Origin of the sequence: Pseudoxanthomonas sp. Root630 (assembly GCF_001427585.1) — a bacterium.
In the GTDB taxonomy this organism is placed as follows: Bacteria; Pseudomonadota; Gammaproteobacteria; order Xanthomonadales; family Xanthomonadaceae; genus Pseudoxanthomonas_A.
This window is the reverse complement of the sequence record NZ_LMGY01000021.1, coordinates 64040-75947: the sequence shown is the minus strand read 5'-3', so window position 1 is coordinate 75947 and position 11908 is coordinate 64040. Positions and strand designations below refer to the sequence as shown.

The window sequence follows — 11908 nt, the reverse complement described above, 5'->3', positions numbered from 1 at the left end:
CCGCCATTTTGCCGCATCCGGCCCATGCGGGCCGCGGTGGGGTTCCTACTCGGCTTCGGGCCCGGCGTTGACCCACTGGCGCAGGCGCTCCAGTGGCTCGCGGTCGATGGTCAGGAAGCGCAGGCCGGCAAACGCCTGGCCGGGCGTGTTGGCCGGCGCGGACCACAGCAGGTGCGCGCCGACATCGATCGGCACGTCCTGGCCGCGGTCGTCGCGCAGGTGGAAGCGCAACTGGTACAGCGCGTCTTCGATGACCGGTTCGGTCGCCACCAGCAGCATGCCCGATTCGGACAGGTTGCCGAGCCGGCCGATGACCTGCTCGGTCATCAGGTCGAACACGGCCACGGGCTTGGGCACGCTGCGCCGGCGGGCGCGGCGGAACTCGCGCATCATGCGGCGTCTCCTGCGGGTTCGGCGTCGCTGCGGCGGCCGGTCAGGCTGCGCAGCGCGTTGAGCGTGGCGTTCCATGCGCGGTCGATCAGGCGGCCGCGGTCCTCGGTGACCACCTGCGCCTGGCCCTTGGCCATCAGGTGCGCCAGCGTGTCCAGCGAATGCTCGCCCACGCGCTGGCCGCGCTGGTTGACGAACAAGGCGTTGCCGGTGACCGGGCTGAACCAGGACAGGCGCTGCCGCTGCACGTCGCCCTGCTGGTTGCGGGTGAACTCGAACCAGGTGCCGAACGGCAGCGTGCGCAGGTAGTCGTAGCACTCCTGCTCCTGCGGCGTGCGCGGCTGCGCGGGCTTCTTCTTGACTTCGTTCTGCCCACCCAGGCGCGCGCGCGCCTTCAGTCGTGCGGTCAGTTCGGTGCGGGACGTGGTCTCGTCCTCCTCCACGCTGGAGAGCCGGCGCGCGATCGCGGCCGCTTCGTCCTCGTGGTAACCCACCTGCACCAGCGACTTCTCCACCTTGCCGGCCAAATCGGGATTGGCGCCTTGCGCGGTGGTGGTGGTGGCGGCGACGATTTCCAGCGTGGTCTGCAGCTGATCGGCCCACTCGCCGGACGACTCGCCGTTGCGCAACTGGGTGAGCGTGAGCACGTCGGCCCAGGCCTGGCTGAGCAGCGCCTGCACGAACTTCTGCGGCTTGGCCTCGGCCATCGCCGATTCGATCGTCTCGGCGGCGCGCTGCTTGGCGATCTCCAGGCGGTCCTTGCCGCGTGCGGCCTCGACTTGCCGGCGCTCGGCCAGTTCGGCCTTGCGCACGGCCGCCTGCAGGTGCTGCTGCACATCGCGCTGGGCGTCCTCGAAGACGGTTTCGTCGCCTTCGTACGTCTCCACCACGGTCTCGACGGCCTTGTGCAGCTTCTGCACCAGGTGCGGGTCCACGTCGTCTTCGCCCAGCCAGGTCGCACCGGATTCCGCCACGGTGTTGAGCAGGTCGCGGGCGGGATGCTGTGCGCGCAGGAAGAAGTTGCGGTCGCGCAGCGCTGCCTGCACCACCGGCACCTGCAGCCGGACCAGCATGTCGGCGGCGGGCGCGTCGTGCTGCACCTCGCGCTCGATCTCGTTGTAGAGCAGGTCCAGCAGTTCGAAGGTGTCCGAATCCGCGCTTGCGAGTGCGGCATGGGGACCGTGCTGCGCGCGTGCGGCGGCGAGCATGGTCTGCTGCAGGTCCTGCACCGTTCGGCGCGGCTGGTCGGGCGTGCGAGCCGGCAGCGGTGCCGCCTGCATGGCCTGCAATGCGGTCAGCACATCGGGCGTGGGCAACAGGCGCGGTGCCGCGGCGGCATGGCCGCCCGCGTGCGCGCCGCCTGCCGCACCATGGCCGGCCGAACCTCCACTGCCACCGCTACCGCTACCGCCACCGCCCGGTCCCCCCGAGGCCGGGCCGGTCGCGCCGCCTCCTCCTCCCTGGGCCAGTGCGCCGAGGCCGCCGGAGGCGGTGCCCGCCAGTGCCTGCGCATCGGCCTGCAGTCCGCCGCGACGGATGGCCAGCAGTTTCTGCAGGACTTCGAACGAGCCCGCGCTGTTGTCGGGTGCGGTTGCCGTATCGCCCGCGGGCGTCGCGGCTTCGCGTGGCGGCACCGGTGGCGGCGTGCTGCCGCCCCCTGTGCCGGGCAGGCTGCTGCCCAGCATGGCGCCGGCGACCGCCTGCAGTTGTTCGGGTGTCAGCGTGGCCCAGTGCGATGTGGTGCCCTGGCCGTTCCAGCCGGTCATCGGGCGTGCCGCACCGTCGCCTTCATCGCGCGGGTGCCGGCGGATGGCGTCCTGCACGCGCACGCGCCGTGGCGTGTACACCAGCCCGGGCAGGATGCCTTCGCGCGACAGGAACTGGTTCACCGTGTTGGCCCACTCGCTGTAGTTCAGCATCACCTTCTGGTCGAAGGTGCGGTACAGCACGAGTTGCGCGTCCAGTGACAGATCCAGGCATGCCGCCGCTTCCTTCAGCACATGGCAGAGGCGGTTCGGGCCCAGCGGCAGCGTTTCCGCCTCGTAGGCGGGCTGGCCGGCGAGCACGCCGAAGCGCTGGCCCAGCATCAGGATCTGCGCGTTGCCGCGCTGCTCGTGCCGGCGCGCGACCTCGCGCAGCACGATCTCCTGGTCCATCACGGCGTCCTCGACCAGCGTCAGCGTCTGGTAGTCCAGGCGTGCGACGGACGGGGTGTCGCCGCTGGCGCGCGGCGCGCGGATGGCGGCCAGTTCGGCTTCCAGGCCGAACATGTAGTGCGGCGCCAGCTCGGTGCGGTGCTTCTGCAGTGCGCGCAGGTCGACGAACACCTGCGCCTGGAGGTGATTGCTGCGGGCCTGGTCGGCCTGCTTGAACAGCTGCTGCTCGAATTCCACCAGCATCGCGTTGAGCGCGGTGATGAAATCCGTGGATACGTGGTCGAACAGGTTCTGCAGCACGCGGCGCACGCGCAGGGGCAGCGCGGCCGACGCAATCGTGGTCGGCGCGGCAGCGGGCGAAGGCGGTCGTGGCGCGGTCATCGGTGCGGCGGGCTCCCCTGTGGCGCCATCATTATCACACCCCGTGCAGCCCGCGCATCCATCCATCGCCCCGGCCCGGGCGCTGCCGTCACGCGTCGAGGAAGAGTTCGATCACATCATTGGTGAAACGGCGGCCAAGCGCCGTCGGGTGGACATGGGTATCGGACAAGGTCACCCAGCCCTGCTGCAACGCGTGTGCCAACGGCCCGGCGATGATGCCGCGAGCCAGGCCGGTGGTGGCCTCGAAATCGGCCAGGGCGAAGCCTTCCTGCAGGCGCAGCGCGTTGAGCATGAACTCGAACGGCCGGCGCTCCGGGGTGATGTCATCGTCCCCGCCGATGGCCGCCGGCATGCCTGCGGCGGCGAGGTAAGCGGTGGGGTGCTTGACCTTCCAGCGGCGCAGGATCTGCTGCGTCGCACCCACGGTGATCTTGCCGTGCGCGCCGGCCCCGACCCCGACGTAATCGCCGTAACGCCAGTAATTGAGGTTATGTGCGCAGCGCCGCCCCGGCCGGGCGTAGGCGCTGACCTCGTAGTGCTGGTAACCGGCATCGGCCAGCAGCGCCTGGCAGTGCTCCTGCATGTCCCAGGCGTGGTCGTCGTCGGGGAGGCCCTGCGGTGGCCGGGCGAAGAAGACCGTGTTCGGTTCCAGCGTGAGCTGGTAGTGCGAGACATGGGCGGGCTGCAGGGCGAACGCGCGCTGCAGGTCGTGCTCGGCCATCGCCAGCGTCTGGCCGGGCAGGGCGTACATCAGGTCGAGGTTGAGGTTGTCCAGGCCGGCGTCCTGCGCCAGCTTCACCGCATGCTCGGCTTCGCGGCTGTCGTGGATGCGGCCGAGTTTCTGCAGGCTCGCATCATCGAAACTCTGGATGCCGAAGCTGATGCGGTTCACGCCTGCGGCGCGGTAGTTCTCGAAGCGACCATGCTCGGCGGTACCGGGATTGGTCTCCAGCGTCACTTCCAGCCCGGGCGCGAAGCGCAGCCGGCTGCTCGCGCCCTGCAGGAAGCGATCGATCGCCTCCGGCGGGAACAGGCTGGGCGTGCCACCGCCGAAGAACACGCTGTGCACGGTGCGGCCCCAGACCAGCGGCAGGTCGTGGTCGAGGTCGCGGAGCAGGGCGTCGATGTACGCATCGAACGGCAACTCGCCCTTGCCCTGGTGCGAGTTGAAATCGCAGTACGGACATTTGCGCACGCACCACGGCATGTGCACGTAGAGCGCGAGGGGCGGCGGGATCAGCATGATCAGGGAAGGTCGAGCAGGCGTTGCTTCAACCCGGCCAACGCCTTGCCGCGATGGCTGATGCGGTTCTTCTCGCCCAGCGGCATTTCCGCGGCGGACTGGCCACGCTGCGGGTCGAAGAACACCGGGTCGTAGCCGTGCCCACCGGTGCCGCGACGCTCGTGCAGGATGCGGCCGCGCCATTCACCCTCGACGATCAGCGGCTGCGGGTCGTGCGCATGCCGCAACAACACCAGCACGCAGTAGAAGTGTGCGCCGCGCTGCTCGCCGGGGACGTCGTGCAGCGTGTCCAGCAACTTGTCGATATTGCGCTGCGCGTCGCCATGGCTGCCGGCATAGCGCGCCGAATAGAGGCCGGGCGCGCCGTTGAGCGCATCCACGCAGATGCCGGAATCGTCGGCCAGCGCCGGCAGGCCGGTCTGCAGGCTGGCGTGGCGGGCCTTGATCAGGGCGTTCTCGACGAAGGTGGTGCCGGTCTCGTCGGCGTCCTCGACGCCCAGGTCGGACTGGGCGACCAGTTCGATGCCGGTGTCGGCGAGCAGGCCGCGGAGTTCTTCCAGCTTGCCGGCATTGGACGAGGCGAGGACGAGTTTCATGCGATCAGCCCTTCGGTTGCAGCAGGTCCCAGCGATTGCCGTAGGCATCGCGGAACACGGCGACGGTGGCGTAGCTCTCCTCGCGCGGCGTTTCCAGGAACGCCACACCGGCCGCCGACATCCGCGCGTGGTCGCGCCAGAAGTCGTCGGTCTGCAGGAAGAAGCCCACGCGCCCGCCGGTCTGGTCGCCGATGCGCGCCCGCTGTTCGTCGGTGCTGGCCACGGCCAGCAGCAGGTCGGTGGTGCCGTCGCCAGGCGGTGCGACGCGCACCCAGCGCTTGCCGCCGCCGAGGTCGGTGTCTTCGCGGACCTCGAAGCCGAGCGCATCGCGATAGTGCGCGATGGCGCGGTCGTAGTCGTCCACCAGCAGGGTAACCAGGCTCAGGCGCGACATGGCGTCAGCCTTCCAGCGCCGCCCGCTGCGCGGCGAACAACTCGCCGATGCCCTTTTCGCCAAGGGCGAGCAGCGCATCCAGTTCATCGCGACGGAAGGCATGGCCTTCCGCCGTGCCCTGCAGCTCGATGAAACCGCCGCCATCGTTCATCACCAGGTTCATGTCGGTATCGCAGTCGCTGTCCTCGGGGTAATCGAGGTCGAGCACCGGCACGCCACGATAGATGCCCACCGACACGGCCGCGACCGCGCCGTGGATCGCATCGCGCTTGATCTCGTTGCGCGACTTCAGCCAGTTCACCGCATCCACCAGCGCCACGTAGGCACCGGTGATGGCCGCCGTGCGGGTGCCGCCGTCGGCCTGCAGCACGTCGCAGTCCAGGGTGATGGTGCGTTCGCCCAGCGCGCCGCGGTCCACGCAGGCGCGCAGCGTGCGGCCGATCAGGCGCTGGATCTCGAGCGTGCGGCCGCCCTGCTTGCCGCGCGCCGCTTCGCGGTCGCTGCGGGTATGGGTGGAGCGCGGCAGCATGCCGTACTCGGCGGTGACCCAACCTTCGCCCTTGCCGCGCAGGAAGCCCGGCACCTTGTTGTCCACGCTGGCGGTGCACAGCACGCGGGTGTGGCCGAAGCTGACCAGCACGGACCCTTCCGCATGCCGGGTGTAGTTGCGCAGGATGCTGACGTCGCGCATCTGGTCGGGCTGGCGGCCGCTGGGGCGGGAGAAGGACATGGAGGCATCCGCGATGAGGGGGGCGAAGTTTACCAGTCCGCCACGGCCCGGCCGGGGCCCCGGCGCGCAGGCTGCTAAGATGCGCCGCTCATTGACCCGATGGGCTCCCGCATGATCCGCAGCATGACCGCGTTCGCCACCGCCGAACGCGCCACCGAGGGCGGCACGCTCACGGCCGAACTGCGTGCGGTCAACCACCGCTTCCTCGAACTGGGCGTGCGCCTGCCCGACGAACTGCGCGTGCTGGAGCCCGCGCTGCGCGAACGCGTCTCCGCGCGCGTCTCCCGCGGCAAGCTGGACCTCACCCTGCGCCTGCGCGCGCCCGAGGGCAACGGCGCGCTGCAGCTCAATCCGCGCGTGGTGGGGCAGCTGTCCGAACTCGCGCAGGACCTGTCCTCGCGCCTGCCCAACCTGCGCACCGAACTGACCGACCTGCTGCAGTTCCCCGGCGTGCTGCAGAGCAAGGGCGTGGACATGGAGGCCCTGCAGGCCGAGGCGCTGGTGCTGCTGGACGGCGTGCTGGACCAGTTCGTCGCCGCGCGCGAACGCGAGGGCGGCAAGCTGGTGGCGGCGATCCTCGAGCGCGTGGACGGCATCGCCGCGCTGGCGGGCGAGGTACGCACGCTGATCCCGCAGATCCGCGCGGGCCAGCGGCAGAAGCTGGAAGCACGCATGGCCGACGTGGCCCAGAACATGGAGCCAGGCCGGCTGGAGCAGGAACTGGTGCTGTGGCTGCAGAAGCTGGACGTGGACGAGGAACTCGACCGCCTCGACAGCCACGTGAAGGAGATCCGGCGCGTGTTCACCCAGAAGGAACCGGTGGGCCGCCGGCTGGACTTCCTGTTGCAGGAATTCAACCGCGAGGCCAATACGCTAGGCTCCAAGTCCGTGGACATCCGCACCACCAACATCGCGGTGGAGCTGAAGGTGCTGATCGACCAGATTCGCGAACAGGCGCAGAACATCGAATGAAGCGCGGAACCCTCTACATCGTCGCGGCGCCCTCCGGGGCGGGCAAGAGCAGCATCGTCAACGCGGTGCTCGACCGCGACGACGAGATCGCGCTGTCCATCTCGTTCACCTCGCGCGGTGCGCGGCCGGGCGAACGCCACGCGCAGCACTACCACTTCATCCGCGCGGACGAGTTCGAGTCGATGATCCGTGCCGGCGACTTCTTCGAATACGCCCGCGTGCACGGCGACTGGAAGGGCACCGCCCGCCAGTCGGTCGAGCCCCAGTTGGCGGCGGGCAAGGACGTGCTGCTGGAAATCGACTGGCAGGGCGCGCGCCAGGTGCGCGAGAAGGTGCCGGACGCGGTCAGCGTGTTCATCCTGCCGCCCTCGCGACAGGCGCTGGAGCAGCGCATGCGCGCGCGCGGGCAGGACAGCGAGGAGGTCATCCAGCGGCGTCTGGCGGCGGCCCGCGAGGAGATGTCGCACTACGGCGAGTTCGACTACGTGATCGTGAACGACGTATTCGACGAAGCCGTGGGCCAGATGCATGCGATCTTCACCGCCAGCCGGCTTCGCCGGGAGGCCCAGGACGTTCGCCACGCCGGCCTGATCGCCGCGCTGCTGGCCGAATAAACCGGGGTCACTGCAGGGGGGGCCTTCAGGCCCGACCGCACGGCCACGGTTGTTGTTTGCCTCCTGGAGGCGAGCGCCGTCACGCACCTGGCGGGTGAAACAGCCTGCCGTTGTTCCGGTTCCATGGTCGGGGCTGAAGCCAGTTCTATAGTGGAATGCGGGTTAACTGTTTGATTTTCAAGGAAAGGCTTGCATTGCCGGGGCCGGCTGCCTACAATCGCCGCCCCTTTCCGTATTCACTGCGCGGCCCGACCGGTCGCCGGGAGCCCGCATGGCCCGCATCACCGTCGAAGATTGCCTGGAAGTCGTCAACAACCGTTTCGACCTGGTCACCATGGCCGCCAAGCGCGCGCGCCAGCTCGCCAACGGCGTCGATGCCCAGATCGACAACACCGAAGCGCAGGACAAGCCCACCGTGCTGGCGCTGCGCGAGATCGCGGCGCGCAAGATCGACAATGAGCTGATCGACCGCGTCGAGAAGGCCGAGCGCGAGCGCGCCGAGCGCGAAGCGCTGGAATGGGCCGCCGCGGAAGTGGTCGCCGACGACGACCTGTCCAAGGGCGACGACTGAGATCGACGCCGTCTGACGTTTCGATCGAAACGGACGATGACCCAAGGCCCGCGAAAGCGGGCCTTGCGCGTTTCAGGACCCGCTTCCGCGCGTTGCCGTTCCGACCCGACTGGCATAGGCTGGCGGCATGAGTTCAGGCCGCACCGTCAAGGCACTTCGTACGCCCGCGCCGTCGCACGACGACGGGACGCCGGACTACGTGGCGCAGTTCGAGAAGATCGCGGCCTACCTGCCGAAAGACCAGCTGCCGCTGCTGCGCAGGGCGTGGGAAGTCGGCGCCGCCGCGCACGCGGGGCAGACCCGCAAATCGGGCGAGCCTTACATCACCCACCCGGTGGCCGTGGCGGGCGTGCTGGCCGAGCTGGGCATGGATGCCGAGACGCTGATCGCGGCGATCCTGCACGACACCATCGAGGACACGCCGCTCACGCGCGAGGAGATCGCCGGCGAGTTCGGCGAGAACGTGGCCGAGCTGGTGGACGGCGTAACCAAGCTGGACAAGCTGAAATTCCGCGACCGCCAGGAAGCCGCCGCCGAGAGTTTCCGCAAGATGCTGCTGGCCATGTCGCGCGACCTGCGCGTGATCATGATCAAGCTGGCCGACCGCCTGCACAACATGCGCACGCTGGGCGCGCAGAGCGCCGAGGCGCGGTCGCGCATCGCCCGCGAGACGCTGGAGATCTACGCGCCGATCGCCCAGCGGCTGGGCATGAACCTGGTGAAGTCCGAATTGCAGGACCTCGGTTTCCGCGCGCTGCACCCGTGGCGCCATGCGGTGATCGAGAAACACATCCGCAGCCAGCCGGTGATGCGCCGCGAGTCGATGGCGCAGATCGAAGCGCATCTCTCGCAGCGGTTGGCGAAGGAGGGCATCGAGCACCGCCTGGTCAGCCGGGTCAAGACGCCGTGGAGCATCTACAACAAGATGCGCGGCGAGGGAAAGAGCTTCGACAGGGTGATGGACGTGTTCGGCTTCCGCGTCGTCGTCGATTCCGTGCCGTCGTGCTACCACTCGCTCGGCGCGGTGCATGCGCAGTACAAGCCGCTGGATGGGCGCTTCCGCGATTTCATCGCGATCCCGAAAGCCAATGGCTACCAGTCGCTGCACACGGTGCTGTTCGGCCCCTACGGTTCGCCGATCGAAGTGCAGATACGCACCACCGAGATGGACCTGATCGCCGAGCGCGGCATCGCGGCGCACTGGACCTACAAGTACGGCACGGATTCGCCCAACAGCGCGCAGAACCGGGCGCACGCCTGGATCGTCGAACTGATCGACAACCAGCGCGCCGCGGGTTCGTCGCTGGAGTTCCTGGAAAACGTCAAGGTCGACCTCTTCCCGGACGAGGTCTACCTGTTCACGCCGAAGGGCAAGATCCTCTCGCTGCCGCGCAACGCGACCGCGCTGGATTTCGCGTATGCCGTGCACACCGACGTCGGCAACCAGGCCGTGGCCTCGCGCGTGGACAAGAAGCTGGTGCCGCTGCGCACCCGGCTGAGCAGCGGCCAGAGCGTGGAGATCATCACCGCCAAGTCGGCCGCGCCGAAGCCGCAGTGGCTCGAGTTCGTGGTGACCAGCAAGGCGCGCACCGCGATCCGCCACCAGTTGAAGCAGCTGGAGCACGAGGATGCCGTGCAACTCGGCCATCGCATGCTCGACCGCGCGCTGGAAGATCTCGACAGCTCGCTCGAGCGCCTGCCGCAGCAGCGCCTCGAAGCCTTCCTCGCCGAACACAAGTATCCGCGCCTGGAAGCGTTCCTGGCTGACGTGGCGTTGGGCAACTGGATGCCGTCGCAGGCGGCGCAGGCGCTGACCGCGTTCGCCGAATTGCGCGCTGGCGGCCACTCCAAGCATTCGCAGGAGAAGATCCTGATCACCGGCGGCGAGCGCGGCGTGGTCAGCTTCGCGCAGTGCTGCCAGCCCATCCCGGGCGACGAGATCATGGGCTACCACACCGCCGGCAAGGGCATCGTGGTGCACCGGCTGGACTGTCCCAATGTCGCCGAGTTCCGCAAATCGCCTGAGCGCTGGGTGCCGATCGCCTGGGATGCCAACGTCACCGGCGACTACGACGCGGCCCTGCTCATCGATGTCGAAAACCGCCCGGGCGTGCTCGCGCAGGTCGCCGCGGCCGTGGCCAAGAGCCAGTCGAACATCGAGCGCGTGGAATACCTGGAGCGCGACATCAACATGGCCGTGCTGCGTTTCTCCATCCAGGTGCGCGACCGCAACCACCTGGCCGAAGTGATGCGCCGCTTGCGGCGCCTGAACGTCGTGCACGGCGTGCGCCGGCAGTAACCGCTCCGCTTACAATGCCGGCTCACGCCGACAGGAGCCGACGATGTCCAAGCAGATCATCCACACCGACCGCGCACCGGCGGCCATCGGCCCCTATTCGCAGGCCGTGCGCGCTGGCGGCACGGTATATTTCTCGGGGCAGATCCCGCTGGACCCCGCCACCGGCAACCTGGTGGACGGCGACATCGCGACGCAGGCGCGCCGCGCGTTCGACAACCTCAAGGCGGTCGCCGAAGCCGCGGACGGTTCGCTGGACCGCATCGTTCGCCTCGGGTTGTACCTGACCGACCTGTCGCAGTTCGCCGCGGTCAACGCCGTGATGCAGGAATATTTCGCCGCGCCGTATCCCGCGCGTTCGACCATCGAGGTATCCGGCCTGCCGAAGGGCGCCGCGTTCGAAGTCGATGCGGTGATGGTGCTCGACTGAGATCGTCTAGCCGACCGGGCCCGGCAACCGGGCCTCGCTCGGCGTATGGCCCGTCCATCGCTTGAAGGCGCGACGGAATTCGCGCACGTCGGTGAAACCGATCTGGCTGCCGACCACCGCGATGGTCAGGTCGGGATCCTGCAGCAGTTCGAGCGCGCGCTCGGTACGCACGCGGTCGTGCACCGCGCTGAAGCTCGTGCTTTCCTCGGCCAACTGACGGCGCAGCGTGCGCTCGCTGAGGTGCAGGGCGGCGGCGACATCCGTCATCTGCGGGTTCTCGCGCAGTCGCGGTCGCAGTTGCCGCTCGACCGCCGCGGTGGTTTCGCCGCGCAGCGACATCGCCGCGAGTTGCGCCTGGCACAGCGCCAGCGCCTGCCGCGAGGTGACCGGGTTGTAGCTGGCGAAGGGCAGTTCCAGCCAGCGGCGATCCACCACCATCGCGTGCTGCATCTGGTCGAAGCGGATCTCGCAGCCGAACAGATCGGCATAGCGCGCTGCATAACGCGGGGCGGGATAGCCAAGCTCGAGGCGGAGTGGGCGGAATTCGGGGCCGGCCAGTTCGCGCGCCAGCATCAGTGTGCTGGCGAACATTTCTTCGCACAGGAACGGCAGCAGGTCGGCCGCTTCCTCCGGCGCGCTGGCGACCACGGCGAGCGCGCCGTCATCGCGGTCCTGCAGATCCAGGTCCATCAGCGGGCCAAGGTTGCGCTGGTACTCCAGGCCGATCTGCACGGCATCGCCGAACGTCGGCGCGGTCTTCATCGCCAAACCGAGGAGGCCGAAGTTGCCGCCGTTCTGCTTCTCGCCCATGGCCAGGCCGACGCCATCGATCGGCAGCGTGGGCAAGGCGCGGCGGATGATCTCGCTGGCCTGGCGGTACGACACGCGGGCCTGCGGGTCGTGGATCTCCTGCACGTTCAGGCGCATGCCGGAGAACCAGCTTTCGGCATTCACGCCGAATTCGCCAGCCAGCAGCACCAGGCCGCACAGCATGTTGGTAGGCAGGTTGGCGACCGAGAGGCGGTTGCCGAGTCCGGTTTTCCAGCGCATCGCAGCCCCTCCAGCTTGTCCGCTTTCCCCCCCTTAGTATGCCGCTCCTGCCCTCCGCGTGGGGCGTCATGGCACACGAGACTGG

At 68.8% G+C, this 11908-nt stretch carries 12 protein-coding genes; 5 read left to right on the top strand and 7 right to left on the bottom strand.

The window, feature by feature from the left end:
• Positions 1–45: 45 nt before the first annotated feature.
• The 6 genes from ASD72_RS19810 to rph all read right to left on the bottom strand — a co-directional run bounded on the left by ASD72_RS19810 (position 46) and on the right by rph (position 5890).
• Positions 46–393, bottom strand: coding sequence for a PilZ domain-containing protein (locus tag ASD72_RS19810; RefSeq protein ID WP_056881707.1), 348 nt, complete (start codon positions 391–393; stop codon positions 46–48).
• Positions 390–2927: a DUF1631 domain-containing protein gene (locus tag ASD72_RS19805; protein WP_056881706.1), complete on the bottom strand. Its 2538-nt coding sequence runs from the start codon at positions 2925–2927 to the stop codon at positions 390–392. The genes ASD72_RS19810 and ASD72_RS19805 overlap by 4 nt, the downstream gene beginning before the upstream one ends.
• Before the next feature lie 88 nt (positions 2928–3015).
• Complete coding sequence (hemW, locus tag ASD72_RS19800) at positions 3016–4176, bottom strand: radical SAM family heme chaperone HemW (protein WP_155944783.1); 1161 nt, start codon at positions 4174–4176, stop codon at positions 3016–3018.
• Positions 4173–4766, bottom strand: coding sequence for an RdgB/HAM1 family non-canonical purine NTP pyrophosphatase (gene rdgB / locus ASD72_RS19795; RefSeq protein ID WP_056881704.1), 594 nt, complete (start codon positions 4764–4766; stop codon positions 4173–4175). The genes hemW and rdgB overlap by 4 nt, the downstream gene beginning before the upstream one ends.
• 4 nt (positions 4767–4770) lie before the next feature.
• Positions 4771–5160 (bottom strand): VOC family protein, encoded by a 390-nt coding sequence (locus tag ASD72_RS19790; protein WP_056881703.1) that lies wholly within the window; start codon positions 5158–5160, stop codon positions 4771–4773.
• Between the two features lie 4 nt (positions 5161–5164).
• Positions 5165–5890 (bottom strand): ribonuclease PH, encoded by a 726-nt coding sequence (gene rph, locus ASD72_RS19785; protein ID WP_056881702.1) that lies wholly within the window; start codon positions 5888–5890, stop codon positions 5165–5167.
• Between the two features lie 111 nt (positions 5891–6001).
• On the opposite strand from rph, the gene ASD72_RS19780 reads away from it, so the two are divergent.
• The 5 genes from ASD72_RS19780 (at position 6002) to ASD72_RS19760 (ending at position 10773) form a co-directional block, all read left to right on the top strand.
• Positions 6002–6862, top strand: a complete 861-nt coding sequence (locus ASD72_RS19780; RefSeq protein ID WP_056881809.1) for a YicC/YloC family endoribonuclease — start codon at positions 6002–6004, stop codon at positions 6860–6862.
• A complete protein-coding gene (gmk, locus tag ASD72_RS19775; protein ID WP_056881701.1) occupies positions 6859–7476 on the top strand; it encodes a guanylate kinase in 618 nt (205 codons plus the stop codon). The genes ASD72_RS19780 and gmk overlap by 4 nt, the downstream gene beginning before the upstream one ends.
• Positions 7477–7747: 271 nt before the next feature.
• Positions 7748–8047, top strand: a complete 300-nt coding sequence (gene rpoZ / locus ASD72_RS19770) for a DNA-directed RNA polymerase subunit omega (RefSeq protein ID WP_056881700.1) — start codon at positions 7748–7750, stop codon at positions 8045–8047.
• A gap of 127 nt (positions 8048–8174) precedes the next feature.
• Positions 8175–10346, top strand: a complete 2172-nt coding sequence (locus ASD72_RS19765; protein WP_056881699.1) for a bifunctional (p)ppGpp synthetase/guanosine-3',5'-bis(diphosphate) 3'-pyrophosphohydrolase — start codon at positions 8175–8177, stop codon at positions 10344–10346.
• Between the two features lie 43 nt (positions 10347–10389).
• Positions 10390–10773 (top strand): RidA family protein, encoded by a 384-nt coding sequence (locus ASD72_RS19760; RefSeq protein ID WP_056881698.1) that lies wholly within the window; start codon positions 10390–10392, stop codon positions 10771–10773.
• A 6-nt stretch (positions 10774–10779) separates the two neighbouring features.
• Here ASD72_RS19760 and ASD72_RS19755 read toward each other — a convergent pair whose 3' ends face one another.
• Positions 10780–11823 (bottom strand): AraC family transcriptional regulator, encoded by a 1044-nt coding sequence (locus ASD72_RS19755; RefSeq protein WP_200948942.1) that lies wholly within the window; start codon positions 11821–11823, stop codon positions 10780–10782.
• Between the last annotated feature and the right edge of the window lie 85 nt (positions 11824–11908).